This window comes from Nocardia sp. NPDC051832 (assembly GCF_040681285.1).
Classification (GTDB): Bacteria; Actinomycetota; Actinomycetes; order Mycobacteriales; family Mycobacteriaceae; genus Nocardia.
In genome coordinates, this window is sequence record NZ_JBFAYL010000001.1 from 1,950,090 (window position 1) to 1,964,672 (window position 14,583).

The 14,583-nt window shown below is 68.7% G+C and carries 9 protein-coding genes; 7 read left to right on the plus strand and 2 right to left on the minus strand.

The features are described from left to right. Positions 1-5 precede the first annotated feature (5 nt). The 3 genes from AB0M14_RS08740 to AB0M14_RS08750 all read left to right on the plus strand — a co-directional run bounded on the left by AB0M14_RS08740 (position 6) and on the right by AB0M14_RS08750 (position 1,746). Positions 6-443: a hypothetical protein gene (locus tag AB0M14_RS08740; RefSeq protein WP_364990665.1), complete on the plus strand. Its 438-nt coding sequence runs from the start codon at positions 6-8 to the stop codon at positions 441-443. Between the two features lie 250 nt (positions 444-693). Further along, on the plus strand, positions 694-1,281 hold the full coding sequence (locus tag AB0M14_RS08745; protein WP_364991423.1) for a sigma-70 family RNA polymerase sigma factor: 588 nt from the start codon (positions 694-696) through the stop codon (positions 1,279-1,281). 117 nt (positions 1,282-1,398) lie between these two features. Then, positions 1,399-1,746 (plus strand): DoxX family protein, encoded by a 348-nt coding sequence (locus tag AB0M14_RS08750; protein WP_364990668.1) that lies wholly within the window; start codon positions 1,399-1,401, stop codon positions 1,744-1,746. A gap of 79 nt (positions 1,747-1,825) precedes the next feature. Here the strand turns inward: AB0M14_RS08750 and katG are convergent, their stop codons facing one another. Both katG and AB0M14_RS08760 read right to left on the minus strand, forming a co-directional pair. Beyond that, a complete protein-coding gene (gene katG / locus AB0M14_RS08755; protein ID WP_364990671.1) occupies positions 1,826-4,045 on the minus strand; it encodes a catalase/peroxidase HPI in 2,220 nt (739 codons plus the stop codon). A gap of 35 nt (positions 4,046-4,080) precedes the next feature. After that, positions 4,081-4,521 carry a Fur family transcriptional regulator gene (locus tag AB0M14_RS08760; RefSeq protein ID WP_364990674.1) on the minus strand — a complete coding sequence of 147 codons (441 nt, stop codon included), beginning with the start codon at positions 4,519-4,521 and terminating at the stop codon, positions 4,081-4,083. Between the two features lie 157 nt (positions 4,522-4,678). Between AB0M14_RS08760 and AB0M14_RS08765 the strand changes: the two genes are divergently transcribed. Genes AB0M14_RS08765 through AB0M14_RS08780 form a run of 4 tightly spaced genes read left to right on the plus strand, consistent with a single transcriptional unit; the run spans position 4,679 to position 14,576 of the window. Next, positions 4,679-6,184, plus strand: coding sequence for a cytochrome P450 (locus AB0M14_RS08765; protein WP_364990677.1), 1,506 nt, complete (start codon positions 4,679-4,681; stop codon positions 6,182-6,184). Further along, entirely contained in the window at positions 6,177-6,809 is a 633-nt protein-coding gene (locus tag AB0M14_RS08770; protein ID WP_364990679.1) for a GNAT family N-acetyltransferase, read from the plus strand. Before AB0M14_RS08765 ends, AB0M14_RS08770 begins: the two co-directional genes overlap by 8 nt. 55 nt (positions 6,810-6,864) lie before the next feature. After that, complete coding sequence (locus tag AB0M14_RS08775) at positions 6,865-13,167, plus strand: SDR family NAD(P)-dependent oxidoreductase (RefSeq protein WP_364990681.1); 6,303 nt, start codon at positions 6,865-6,867, stop codon at positions 13,165-13,167. Then, positions 13,164-14,576, plus strand: coding sequence for an aminotransferase class I/II-fold pyridoxal phosphate-dependent enzyme (locus AB0M14_RS08780; protein WP_364990684.1), 1,413 nt, complete (start codon positions 13,164-13,166; stop codon positions 14,574-14,576). Before AB0M14_RS08775 ends, AB0M14_RS08780 begins: the two co-directional genes overlap by 4 nt. Positions 14,577-14,583: the final 7 nt, after the last annotated feature.

Consider the following 14,583-nt stretch of genomic DNA (forward strand, 5'->3'; position numbering starts at 1 on the left):
AGGCATTGCGGTGGTGGGAGTTCGCGCTGCTGGGAGGCGGCGGTGGCGCTCTTTTCGAAGTGCTCGCGATCTTCAACTGCCTGGCAGGCTGGCAAGCGGCGCGCAGAACCGGGACCGGCCGGGTGAAAGGGCGCCCGCCCAAAGCGCGCACCTTCATCGATGTCCCGGTGCACTCCTGCATGCTCCCCATCCGGATGGGCCTCGGCGCGACCGCCGCGGCGATCTTCGGTGTGACCGGTCAGATCAACGGCGTATTCGTCGCGATTGCACTGGGTTTCGCCGCGCCTTCGGTGCTGGCTCAGCTCGGCGCGGTGCCGCAGGTCGCCACGGCGATCACCGGCGTCGCGCCCGAACCGCAATCGCCCATCGGGAACGGCGCGGCCGCCCGCGCGGGAAGTACCGACGCCCCTGGCGTTCCGGCGGAGGTTCCCCGTGACAGCTGATTCGTTGCCACAGCGGGTCCTCGCCAGCCTTTTCAGCGTCGACCGCAGGCGTGCCATCGCGGCCCCCGGCACCACGGCCGTCGAATTGCCGTTGCCTCGTCGCGTCGCGGCCGAGTTGCTCGGCGTGCGACTGCCGAAACATATGGCGGGCGCGGAGACCCAACTCCCCGCGGCCGACGCGGAGACGCAACTCCCCGCGGCCGAGACCGAGACGCACGCCGAACCCGCGCTCCCGCCCCGGGTTCAGGAGATCTTCCACACCGCGGGCGAAGAGCTGGACCGCGCCGTTGCCGCCGCCGCACAAGGCGACCGGTGGGCGCTGGCCCAGGTGCTCGAACTGATCCGCCCGCTCGTGGTCCGCTACTGCCGGGCGCGCATCGGCGTCGCACGCGGCCGAATCTCCGCCGACGATGTCGCACAAGAGGTATGCCTGGCTGTACTGACAGCCCTGCCGAGGTATCAAGACCAGGGCCGCCCATTCATGGCCTTCGTCTACGGCATCGCCTCGCACAAGGTCGCCGACGCCCACCGCTACGCCGCCCACACGAAAGCCGAAGCAGTCTCCGAACCCCCGGAGACGCTGTTGCCCGTACCTGCCGGCGCGGAACAACGAGCTCTCGAACCCGAAGCGCACCGGCGGCTGAACCAGCTACTCGCGACGCTCCCCGAGAAGCATCAGGAAGTCCTGATCCTGCGCCTTGCCATGGGTTTGTCCGCGGAGGAAACCGCTGTCGCGGTGGGGAGCACAGCAGGTGCGATTCGAGTAGCCCAGCACCGCGCACTCGCCAAACTGAAAGCGGATGTGGAGCGAACCGGCGAGTTGCGCGGCAACGGGTAGCGGCGAGCACAGCCACCTGGGCAAACAGAGGAAATCCTGGACGAGTCCTGACCGGATGTCACACCCGGGCGGGCTGCGTCGTCTACCTGACGAACCCGCCCGAAGAGGAGAATCCCGATGAATACCGCCTACCTAGTCGTCACCGTTGTCGCCGCCCTGTGGGTCGGATTCTCGGCCGTCTCGCTGCTGCGCCGCGCCGCCTTCGTGGTCGAACCGCTTGTCGAGTACGGCGTCCCCGAAACCTGGTGGACCCCACTGGGAGTCGCCAAGGCTCTGGGGTCGATCGGGCTGATCGCGGGGCTGTTCGTGCCCGCGATCGGGGTGGCCGCGGCGATCGCGTTGATCCTGTACTTCGCCGGGGCCGTGATCACCGTGCTGCGGGCTCGTTCGTACAAGACCGTGGCCTTCCCGATGCTGTACCTGATTCCGGTCGCAGTGGCGATGGGCCTGGGCTTCGCCGCGTAAAGGTTTGCGCCGCAAGCGCGTACGCAAAAGGCACCCCGCCAACCGGAGCGGTTGGCGGGGCGCCTTTGTGCTAATTGCTTCAGACGTCGAAGCGGTCCAGGTCCATCACCTTGGTCCAGGCCGCGACGAAGTCGTCGACGAACTTCTGCTTGGAGTCGTCCTCGGCGTAGACCTCGGCCAGCGCGCGCAGCTGGGAGTTCGAACCGAAGACCAGATCGACACGGGTGCCGCTCCAGTTCTCCTTGCCGGTGACGCGGTCGGTACCGAAGTAGACGCCGTCATCGGCCGGTGAAGGCTTCCACTCGGTCGCCATGTCGAGCAGGTTGACGAAGAAGTCGTTGGTCAACGTGCCGGGGGCGGCAGTGAGGACGCCGTGCGCGGACTGCTTGTGGTTCGCACCGAGGACGCGCAGGCCGCCGACGAGGACGGTCATCTCCGGGGCGGACAGGGTCAGCAGGTTCGCCTTGTCGATCAGCAGGTACTCGGCGGAGAGGCGGTTGCCCTTGCCGAGGAAGTTGCGGAAACCGTCGGCGCTGGGCTCCATCGCCGCGAAGGAATCCACATCGGTCTGCTCCTGGGTGGCGTCGGTACGCCCCGCGGTGAACGGCACCTCGACGGCGTAACCGGCGTCCTTGGCGGCCTTTTCGACCGCCGCGTTGCCGGCCAGCACCACCACGTCGGCGAAGGAGACCCGCTTGCCGCCGGTCTGCTCGGCGTTGAACGCCTCCTGGATCGACTCCAGCGCCGGGATGACCAGGGTCAGCTGATCGGGCTCGTTGACCTCCCAGCCGCGCTGCGGCTGCAGACGCAGGCGGCCGCCGTTGACGCCGCCGCGCTTGTCGCTGCCGCGGAACGACGAAGCCGCCGCCCACGCGGTCGAAACCAGCTGCGCCACAGTCAGACCCGAGTCCAGGATGCGCCGCTTGAGCTCGGCCGCGTCGGCGGCGTCGATGAGCTCGTAGTCGCGGGCCGGGATCGGGTCCTGCCACAGCAGGGTCTCCTCGGGTACCAGCGCGCCGAGGTAGCGGACCTTGGGGCCCATGTCGCGGTGGGTGAGCTTGTACCAGGCCTTGGAGAACGCCTCGGACAGCTCTTCCGGGTGCTCGAGCCAGCGCCGGGTGATCTGCTCGTAGATCGGGTCCACGCGCATCGACAGGTCGGTGGTCAGCATGGTCGGCAGCTTCTTCGGGCCGTCGAACGCGTCGGGGATGATCGCCTCGGCGTCCTTGGCGACCCACTGGTGCGCGCCGGCGGGGCTCTTGGTGAGCTCCCACTCGTTGCCGTAGAGCACCTCGAGGAAGGTGTTGTCCCACTTGGTCGGGGTCGGGGTCCAGGTGACCTCGAGACCGCTGGTGATCGCGTCCTTGCCGACACCGGTGCCGAACGAGCTCTTCCAGCCCAGGCCCTGCTCCTCGAGCGGGGCGGCCTCGGGCTCGGGGCCGACGTGGTCGGCCGGGCCGGCGCCGTGGGTCTTACCGAAGGTGTGACCGCCGACGATCAGCGCCGCCGTCTCCTCGTCGTTCATCGCCATCCGCGCGAAGGTCTCGCGGATGTCGGTGGCGGCGAGCAGCGGGTCCGGGTTGGCGTTGGGGCCTTCCGGATTGACGTAGATCAGGCCCATCTGGACCGCGCCGAGCGGCTTCTCCAGATCGCGCTTGCCGGTGTAGCGTTCGTCGCCGAGCCATTCGTTCTCGGGACCCCAGTACACGTCCTCCTCGGGCTCCCACTGGTCGACGCGGCCGCCGCCGAAACCGAAGGTGGGCAGGCCCATGTCCTCGATCGCGACGTTACCGGCGAACACGATGAGGTCGGCCCAGGACAGCTTCTTGCCGTACTTCTTCTTGACCGGCCACAGCAGGCGGCGAGCCTTGTCCAGGCTGGCGTTGTCGGGCCAGCTGTTCAGCGGCGCGAAGCGCTGCATACCCGCGCCCGCTCCACCACGGCCGTCGTTGACGCGGTAGGTACCGGCCGCGTGCCAGGACATCCGGATGAAGAACGGGCCGTAGTGGCCGAAGTCAGCGGGCCACCAGTCCTGCGAGGTGGTCATCACCTCGACGATGTCCTGCTTGACCGCGGCCAGGTCCAGGGTCTGGAACTCGGCGGCGTAGTCGTAGTCCGCGTCCATCGGGTTGGCGACGGCGGGGTTCTTCTGCAGGATCTTCAGGTTGAGCTGGTTGGGCCACCAGTCACGGTTGCTGCCGCCCTCGGTCGGGTACTTGAGCCGACCGGCTCCGACCGGGCAGCCACTCTCCGCGGGCTCGGTGTTGGCTTCGGCGATCGGCGGGTGTTCTTGTGCCACAGCAACTTTCCTTTCGATGGGGGTCGGGCTGTGTCTTAAGCGAGAGTGCGCGACTGGACGGCCGCGCAGTCGGGGCAGATGCCCCAGTAGATGACCTCGGCTTCATCCAAGACGAAACCGCTGTTGTTGGAGGCGGTCAAGCACGGCGCGTCGCCGACCGCGCAGTCGACATCGGCGATGGCGCCGCAGGAGCGGCAGACGACATGGTGGTGGTTGTCCCCCACCCGGGTCTCATAGCGAGCTACGGAGCCCATGGGCTGGATGCGCCGCAGCAGGTTCGCGGCGGTCAATGCGCGCAGAACGTCGTAGACCGCCTGGTGGGACACCGCGCCGAGGGACTCGCGCACGAGCCCGAGAATCGAGTCGGTGTCGGCGTGCGGATGGTTGTGCACCACATTCAGCACGGCCAGCCGCGGGGCCGTGACACGCAGTCCGGCCGCACGCAGCATTCGCTCGAACTCCGAATTGGTGGACACAGTCCGAATTATGACTCATTCAAGTCTAGAAGGCACGAAATTCTGGAAAAATCAGCTCTGACCGGGCCTGAACTATGCTGTGGAACTGACTACTGTGCGGTAGCATCGCCGAGAACCCTCTCTGGGTCAGGGCTTTTCGGGAATGTGGAGGTGGCAGATGACCGCGTCTGCCGACGGCGGAACGGAGCTGTTTCCGCCCAAATGGTTGCCCGCGCCGATGCGGTGGCACCGGACCCGGGTGTCCTGGGGGCAGTCCTGGCGACTGGCGGCGGGGCTGGTGCCGCGCTACCGGGATCGCACGCTGGTGCACTACCTCGCCGCGGAACTGCCGGGTCAGGACGACGTCATGGTCACCCGGCTGCCGCTGCTGAAGTACCTGGTGGTGCGCAGCCCGGAACTGGCCCGCCACATCCTGGTGACCAATCAGGACAACTGGGCCAAGAGCGCCGAGTACGACATGATGGCGGTGACTTTCGGGCAGGGCCTGGTCACCGATATGGACGAGCAGCGCTATCAGCGCAATCAGCGGCTGGTGCGGCCGATCTTCTCGCGCACCGCCATCGATCAGTTCGCGGGCCCGATCACCGACGCCGCGCAGGACGCCGCGGCCCGGATCCAGCAGCTCGCCGACACCGGGCAGACGGTGAACATCGGTCCCGCGATGAACCGGTTGATGCTGGATATCGTGGCGCGCACCATGTTCGGCACCGACCTGTCGGGACCGATCTCGAAGATCAGCCTGACGCGGCTGCTGCAGTTCTACGGAGTGGGGTTCAGTTCCGGGCTGAGCCGGCCGTTGCGTGCGCTGTCCACCTGGGTGGTCAAGCGCACGCAGCCGCCGGAGCGGCGGGCCGGCTCGCGCTTGTCGATCCGGGCCATGCGCGCGCTGACCTGGGCCTCGGCCCCGCATCTGATGTTCGAGCTGCGCGGCATGGAACGCGCGGTGGATTCGCTGATCGCCGATCATCGCAGCGGCCGGATATCCAGCAAGGACAACCTGCTCGGGTTGTTGATGCGAGCGCGCGATCCGGAAACGGGACACCGCTACAGCGATCTCGAGATCCGCGACGAGCTGATGACCTTCATCGGCGCGGGCATGGAAACCTCCGCGACCGCGATGACCTGGATGTGGGCGCTGCTCGCGCAGCACCCCGAGGTGCGCGAAAAGCTGGATGCGGAACTGGATTCCGTGCTGGCCGGGCGCATACCCACCGCCGACGACGTCGACAAGCTGGTGTGGTGCAAGGCGGTCTTCCTCGAGGCGATGCGGATCTATCCGCCGGTGATCGGGCTGACCAGGGTCGCCAAATCCGACGACGTGCTGGCGGGATATCGGGTGCGGGCGGGCACCACCGTGGTGGTCAGCGTGCACGGCGTGCACTACAACCGGCGAGTGTGGGAGCAGGCGGAGCAGTTCGATCCGGCCCGGTACCTCCCGGAGAACATGACCACCGAGCGCCGCCACGCCTCCCTGGCTTTCAGTGCGGGCAAACGGATCTGCGTCGCGCAGGGCTTCGCCACCATGGAGGTGGTGCTGTCGCTGGCGACCATCGCGCAGCGGTTCCGGCTCGAGGTCACCTCCGACGCGCCGATCCGCCGCCAGATGTCGTTCATCGGTTCGCCGGAGCGGCCGTTGCACCTGCGGATCAGTGCCCGTGACTGAGATCGGGACAGCAGCGCAGGTCCGCGCGGCCACGAAAGCGGATATCCCGGGAATGACCGCGGTCCTGGATCGGGCCTTCGGCGTCGATGATCCGTTCGGGGAGTACTGGTTCCCGAATCCGGAGCGGCGCAAGCGCGCACAGCCGCGGCTGTACCGCGCGATGATCCGGCACCAGTATCTACCGGCGGGCGGCGCGCAGGTCGCGGTCGTCGACGGGCAGGTGGCCGGGGCGATGCTGTGGCAGCCGCCGGGCTACCGATTCGGGCCGCTGCGCTACCTGGCCTCCATACCCGAGTTCACCTGGGCGATGGGTTCGGCTGGGCCCCGGGTGCTTTCGACGGACTCCGCGCTGGCCAAGCTCGCGCCCGGACTGCCGCACTACTTGGGAATCACCCTGGGCGTCGATCCGGGGTTCCAGGGCGCGGGCGTGGGGAAAGCGTTGTCGCTGTTCATTCTCGGCGAGGTCGAGCGCGCCTGCGTACCCCTGCTGGGGCTGTGTAAGGACGGGAATCTGGGGTTCTACGCCGATTTCGGGGGGCAGCGGCTCGGGAAGATCCGGATCGGGCGGTCGGGGCCGGCGGTGAACGTCATGATGTGGCTGCCGACCAGCTTGCGTATCGGCTGAATTATCCACTGCCGGGGGGCATTTCGAGACTTTCAAAACTCAAAGGAGTACCTCCTTGTCCGACATCGCGATCGTAGGCATCGGATGCCGGTACGCCGGTGGCATCGATACACCGGCGTCCTTCTGGAATTTCGTTCTCGACAAGCGGGACGCGGTCACCGAGATCCCCTCGGACCGTTGGGATTACAAACGCTTCTACGACCCGGACCCGCGCACGCCCGGACGCATGTACACCACCCGGGCCGCGTTCCTGACCTCGGACCCGTGGGCCTTCGACCCGGACTTCTTCGGCATCTCGCCACGCGAGGCGACGGCAATGGATCCACAGCAGCGCCTTATTCTCGAGGTCGCGTGGGAAGCGCTGGACGACGCGGGACTCGCGGGCCGCAGCGCCGGTGCGCCGATCGGCGTGTACGTCGGCGCGTTCACGCTCGATCAACTCGCGGTCGGATTCACCGGGGCGGCGCTGGCGCACATCGATATGCACTCGTCGGCGGGCACGTCGTACACGATGCTGTCGAACCGGATCTCCTACGCGCTCAACCTCGCCGGGCCCAGCTATACCGTCGACACGGCGTGTTCCTCCTCGCTGGTGGCGCTGCACCTGGCGTGCTCGGCCCTGGACAACGGGGACTGCGAGACGGCGCTGGCGGGTGGGGTGAACCTCATGCTGCAACCGGGCACGTTCATTTCCATGTGCAAGGGCGGCTTCCTGGCGAAAGACGGCCGCAGCAAGTCCTTCGGCGCGTCCGCGGACGGGTACGGGCGCGGCGAGGGCGCGGGCATGGTGCTGCTCAAACGGCTCGCCGACGCCGAGCGGGACGGTGACCGGGTATACGCGGTGATCAAGGCGACCGGATCGAATCAGGACGGGCGGACCACGGCGATCACCGTGCCCAATGCCGACGCGCAGGAGCGCCTGGCCAAGACGGTCGCCCGGCGGGCGGGCATCGATCCCCGGCAGGTGACGTATGTGGAAGCGCACGGCACCGGGACCCCGGTCGGAGATCCATTGGAGCTCAGGGCGATCGGACGGGCGTACGGCGCGGAGACCGGGCGTGCGGATCCGGTCGGCGTCGGATCGCTCAAGTCGACGCTCGGTCACACCGAGGCCGCCGCGGGCATCGCCGGTGTCATCAAATCGGCGCTGGCGGTGTACCACCGGACGCTGCCGCCGCAGGGCTGGCTGGACGAGGAGCCGAATCCGGAACTGGGACTAGACGAGTTGGGCCTGGCGATCCAGAGCGAGGCTCGAGTGCTCGCACCCGGTGCGCCGATGACGGTGGCGGTCAACGGTTTCGGATACGGCGGGACCAACGCGCACGCGATCGTGCAGGAGTACCAGCCCGGTCCGCCGGAAACCACCACGTGGGTACCGCATTTCGGGGTGCTGCCGCTGTCCGCGCGCAGCGAGCGGGCGGTACGGGAGCTGGCGGCGGAGTACGCCGCGTTGCTGGCGGGTGGGGTGGACGCGGATCAGCTCGCCGCGGCCGCCTGGACTCGGCGCAGTCACCACCAGTTCCGGATCGGTATCCCCTTCGACTTCCCCGGTGAATTGCTGGGTGCGCTGCGCGAATTCGCGGCGGGTGCAGGGCGGGAAGCGCAGCGGACGGTCGGCGGCCCGACGGCTGGCCCGGTATTCGTCTGCACCGGTATGGGGCCGCAGTGGTTCGGCATGGGACGCGAGTTGCTGGCGACCGATCCAGAATTCGGGGCTGCGGCCCGGCGCATCGACGAGGTGTTCCTCGAGATCGCGGGCTGGTCGATCCTCGACGAGCTGCAACGGCCCGAGGAATTGTCCCGCGTGACCATAACGGAGGTCGCTCAGCCCGCGAACTTCCTGATCCAGGTGGCGCTGTACGAAAAGCTCACCGCGCTGGGCATTACGCCGTCGGCGATCGTCGGGCACAGTGTCGGCGAGGTCTCCGCCGCCTATGTCAGCGGCGTTCTCACGCTGCGCGAAGCGCTGACCGTGGCCTACCAGCGCGCGCGATTACAGGCGCGCACCGCGGGCACCGGCGGGATGCTCGCGGTAGGTCTGTCCGCTGCCGAGGCCGCCGTCTGGCTGCACGCCGGCGTCGACCTGGCGGCGGTCAACAGCCCGAACGCGTGCACTCTCTCCGGCGATCCGGCACGGCTTGCCGAGATCGCCGAATACCTCACCGCTCAAGGGATCTTCGCGAAACTGTTGCAGGTCGAGGTGCCGTATCACAGCGCGTTGATGGACCCGATTCTCGACGAGTTGCGCACCGTCTTGGCCGGGCTCGCGCCCCGGCCGGCCTCGATTCCGCTGTACTCCACCGTCACCGGCGCGCTGACCGACGGGCAGTGGGACGCCGAATACTGGTGCGCCAATGTGCGTCAGCCGGTCCGGTTCGCTGATGCCATCGGCACGCTCATCAGCGCGGGCGCACGGGTTTTCGTGGAGGTCGGCCCGCATCCGGTGCTGGGCGCGAATATTCGCGAACTGCTCATCGCCGCAGGCGAAAAAGGCGCCACGATAGCGACTTTGCACCGTAAACAGCCGGACGACGAAAGCATGCGGAAGTGCTTCGCGGGGCTGTACGCCGCGGGTGCACTGGATATCGCGGCGCTGTTCCCGGCCACCTGCCCGCACCTGGAGCTGCCGCGCTATCCGTGGCAGCGCGTTCGCCTGCGGTCCGAAATTCCGGAATTCAGCCGGCATCGCTACGGCAGCCCCGAGGTCCCCGCCATGCTCGGCGATCCGGATCTGGAGCAGCCGCGCCGGTGGACCGTCGAGATCGCGACGGGCACTCTGCCCTGGATCGAGGATCACGTGGTCGACGGCGCCCGCGTCCTGCCCGGCGCCGCCTATCTGGACGCCGCGCTCAGCGCCGCCTCCCTCGAATTCGCCTCGCGGCCCGGCACTTCCGTGGAACACGTGCGTTTCGTCGCGCCGCTGGTCATCGAGTCCGGCGACGTGCCTGTCATGGAGCTGAGCGTCGAGGAGTCCACCCGGCGGTTCACGATCCGGTCCCGCACCGCCACCGGCAGCAGCTGGACCGTGCACGCCACCGGGCGGCTGGTCGACGGCAGTTATCACCCCGGCAAGACCGAGGTGCCCGCCATCGATGCGATGACCGAGGTGTCGCCGGCCGTGCTGTACGCGGAGCTCGCGGGCACCGGGGTCGCGCACGGTCCGTCGTTCCAGCTGGTGCGGCAGGCGTGGGTGGACGGCGAGACAGTGGTCGCGCGGATCGACGCGAGCATCGCCGCGGGCTCCGGGCATCTGGCGCACCCCTGTGTGCTCGACGCGGCCTGGCAGGTCGTCTCGCTCGGCGCCGCGGGCGGTCCCGCCCGCGACGGTGCGATCATCCCCATCGGGGCGGAATCGGTGCGGCGCTTCGCCGCCTTGCCCGGTGAGGTGCTGGTCGTGGCGCGGCTGACCCAGGCACTGCACGCCGATATCGACATCCTCGACACCGATCACAATCCGGTGCTGCGGATCGTGGACGCGCGTTTCCAGGCGGTGCCGTTCGGCGGCGGGTTACAGCGCCGGCTCGAACAGATCTACTACGAGGAGAAATGGATCCTCCGGGCGCCGTTCGACCGGGCCGCGACGGCGCCGGTCGAGACGACGGCGACGGTTGTGGTCGAGCTCGGCGCGGCGCACGGGGGCCGCGCCGAGCAGATCACCCGGATGCTGCCGCACGCCGAACTCGTCGAGATCGATTCCGGCGCTCCGGGTTTCCAGATCCGGGTGCTCGAGGCGTTGCGTGCGGCACACGCCGCGCCCGGCGTCGACCGGGTCCACCTGTGCGTGGTGGCGGGCGCCGGCGACATCGTCGGGCGGCTGTGGACGCTCTGCCGGCTCGCCTTGGCCGTCGAAGAATTCGTCGACAGCGTCAACCCGGAACCGCTACCCCTGACCGGCGACGGCTCGCTCTACGCCACGCTGGTGACCGAGCGCGCCATCGTGCACCCGGAGGACCCGGCCGAACCCGACCCCGAGCACGCCGCGCTCGCCGGAGCCCGGCGCGTGCTGCTCAACGAACAGCCGCCCGTGCGCTGGCGCTTGGTGGACATCGATCCCGGCACCACCGTCACCGAACTGCTCGATGAGCTGGCGGTGCCGGGGGCCTTCGCTCCCGGTGAGACCGATGAAGTGTTCCTGCGCAACGGATTACGCTGGTCCATCGTCGTCACGCGGGCCTTGGCGGACCGGCTGGCGGCCCTGGACGAACCCGAGCCGCTGGACGACCCGGAAGCCAACTTCGCGCTCGACATCCCCCGCTCCCGGCTGCTGTCCCAGCTCGGGTGGCGGCGCGCCGCTCGCCGGAGCCCCGGATCCGGCGAGGTGGAAGTGCGGATGGAGGCCATCGGTCTCGGATTCAAGGATCCGCTCAAGATCCTCGGCGTGCTCGGTGCGGACGAGCTCGGTGCGACACATTTCGGGGTCGCACCCGGCATGGAGGGCGCGGGCACCGTGGTGCGAGTCGGGGCGGACGTCGAGGGCTTTCAGGTCGGTGACCGAGTCGGGCTGGCCTCGCCGGGCATGGTCGAGCGTTATCACGTCGCCGATGCCGCGCTGATCGGCGCGGTCGCCGACAGCATCCGGCCCGAACTGTGCACCTCGATGGTGTCCATGGTGACCGCCGAATACGCGCTGCTCGACCTGGCCCGGGTGCGGGCGGGCGATGTCGTGCTCGTGCACGGCGCCGCCGGCGGCGTGGGCAGTTGCGCGATCCAGGTCGCGAAACTACACGGCGCCACCGTGATCGGCGCCGCGGGGACCGACGAACGCCGGGCCTGGGTGCTGGATCAGGGGGCGGACGCGGTGCTGGATTCGCGGTCGCTGAATTTCGTCGACGACGTGCTCGGGCTCACCGGCGGGCGGGGCGCGGACATCGTCCTCAGTACCGCGCCCGGAGAGGTCATTCACCAGAACTTCGCAGCGGTCGCCGAATTCGGGCGGATCGTCGAGATCGGGAAGGCGGACATCTATTCCGGCGGAGTGCTGGATCTGCGCAACTTCGACAAGAACGTCCGCTACTACTCCTTCGATCTGGACCGCATGCTCGGCCTGCGGACCGCCGAGGTGATGGCGCGGGTCTCGGAGGTGTTCGGCAAGCTCGCGAGCGGGGTCTACCGGCCGGTGGCGGTCGAGTCCTTCGGTACCGGCGAGGTGGTGAGCGCCTTCGAGGAGGCGTTGCGTTCGACGCGGCTGGCCCGGATCGCCCTGCACCTCGGCGCTGAAAACCCTTCGGTGCGACCGCGACCCGCCGAGGTGCGGATCGATCCGGACGGCCGCTATCTCATCACCGGCGGGTACGGGGCGTTCGGGTTGGCGACCGGGCGCTGGCTGATCGGCCGGGGCGCACGACATCTGGTGCTGGTCGGGCGGGGTGGGGCCGGGACCGAGCTGGCGCTGCGGCAACTGGAGTTGTGGCGCGCCGAGGGGATCGAGGTGCTCGCCGAGCGTGCCGATATCACCGATCCGGAATCCGTTGGGGCCGTGGTAGACCGGGTTCATACCACCGCCAATCCGCTGCGCGGCGTCTTCCATGCCGCCGGTGTGCTCGACGATCAGCGCATCACCACGATGGATCGGGACAGCCTCAGCACAGTGTTCCGGCCCAAGCTCGACGGTGCGCGCACGGTGTCGGACGCGCTCAGTACCGCCGGCGTTCGGCTCGACCTGTTCGTGCTGTTCTCCTCCGGAAGCGCGATCATGGGCGGGATCGGCCAATACTCCTATACTGCGGCCAATTTGGCGTTGCAGTCCTTCGCCGAGCAGCTGGCGCGGCGCGGGCAGCGCGTGCTGTGCATCGGGTGGGGCGCGATGTCGGGCGGCGGCATGGTCGATGCCGACGAGACGGTGCAGCGTTATCTGCGCATCGCGGGCTTCGATGCCATCGATATGGATCAGGGCACCGAATATCTCGGCGAGGCCTTGCGACTCGGGATCCGCCAGGCCGCCATCATTCCGGTCGATTGGAGCAAGGTGGTGCTCGCCGCACCGCAAGCGGCCTACACCGCGCGGGTAGCGGATCTGATCGCCGCTGCCGCGCAGGACAATTCGGCGTCGGCGCGACTGCGGGCGCAGATCAGTGCCTTGGACGAGGGGCAGCGGGCCGGGGTGGTCGGTTACGTGCTGGCCGAGCAACTCGCCGAGGTGATGGGGGTGGCCGCCGACTCGATCGCGCTGGACGTGCCGCTGCCCGAACTCGGCCTGGATTCGCTGATGGCCGTGGAATGGGGTGCGCTGGTGACCAAGACGCTCGGCGTGGAGATCAACAGCATGCAGTTGGGGCGCTCGTTCAGCCTGGCGCAGGCAGGCGCGCGGATCGCCGACCTCGTCGTGGACGGCGCGGACCGGCAGGAGGTGCTCGGATGAGCGAGTCGGAACGCGAGATCGCTCGCCGGCTGCTGACCAATGGCAGCATCCCGACGCCCTCGGGAACGACACGGCGGCAACCGGTTCCGGTGCGGTCGGCGCGGCCGCGCCGCGGGGCCGGACGGCAGTTCGCGGATCATCCCGGCGTGCTGGCGGCGTTGCAAAAGCAGGCCGCCATCCAGCATCTGGTCGACACCACCGGGCTGCCGCATCCGCTGTACCTCTCCCCGGACGGGCCCAATGGTGCGGTGATCCGTTCCGGTGGCAGGGAATTGGTGAACTACAGCTCGTACAACTACCTCGAGCTGGCACAGCATCCACGCGTGATCGCCGCCGCCAACGCGGCCGCCGAACAGTACGGTACGTCCGCGTCGGCGACCCGCATCGTCACCGGCGAGATCCCGCTCTACGCCCAGCTGGAGCGACGGCTCGCCGGCATCTACGACGTCGGTGACGCTCTGGTCACCTCCAGTGGCTTCCTGAGCAACGCCGCCGTCATCGGCTTCCTGCTCGGTGAAGGCGATGTGGCGGTGTGCGATTCGCTCGCGCACGCCAGCCTGGTGGCGGGCGCCCAGTGGTCGGGCTGTCGAAGGGTCACGTTCCGGCACAACGACCCCGAAGCGCTGGCCGCGCTGCTGCGCACCTCCCGGCATCACTTCGACCGCGCCCTGGTGATCATCGAAGGCCACTACAGCATGGACGGCGACCTCGGTCCGGTCGCCGAAATCGCGGAGATCGCACGGCGATACGACTGCGCCGTCCTGGTCGACGAGGCGCACGCCCTCGGCGTGCTGGGCCCGAACGGGCTGGGCAGCCGCGAACACTTCGATATCCCCGGCGATCTCGTCGACCTCTGGGCCGGCAGTCTGTCCAAGGCGATGGGCAGCACCGGCGGCTTCATCGCCGGCGACGCCGACCTGATCCGGGCGATCAAATACGCCGCCCCCGGCATGGCCCTGTACACCGCGGGCCCCTCCCCCTCGAACGTGGCCGCCGTCCTCGCGGGCTTGGACGTCCTCGCCGGCGAACCCGACCGCCTGACCCGCCTGTGGTCCAACGCCCGCGTCTTCTGCGACGCCCTGCGCGCCCACGGCCTCGACCTCGCCGACTCCCAATCGACCCCCATCGTCCCGGTCATCGTCCCCGGCGAGGTCCGCGCCGGCTACGCCGCCGCCGCGATGCTGCAACGCGGCTACAACGCCGGCGCCATCCTCTCCCCCGTCGTCCCCGCCGGCACCGAACGCCTCCGGTTCTTCCTCACCAGCGAACACACCGAATCCCAACTCCGCGCCACCGCCGACCACCTGGCCGACATCCTCACCATCGTCGACCACATCCCCGACCTCTCCCTCGGCCCCGAATCAGCCGCGGTCCGCGGCCTCCCGAAACCACCGGGACCTACCGCTTGACGGTGGC

Coding starts and splice junctions, on each gene's coding strand:
- AB0M14_RS08765 (WP_364990677.1), top strand. CDS start 4,679: ATGACCGCGTCTGCCGACGGCGGAACGGAGCTGTTTCCGCCCAAATGG.
- AB0M14_RS08750 (WP_364990668.1), top strand. CDS start 1,399: ATGAATACCGCCTACCTAGTCGTCACCGTTGTCGCCGCCCTGTGGGTC.
- AB0M14_RS08780 (WP_364990684.1), top strand. CDS start 13,164: ATGAGCGAGTCGGAACGCGAGATCGCTCGCCGGCTGCTGACCAATGGC.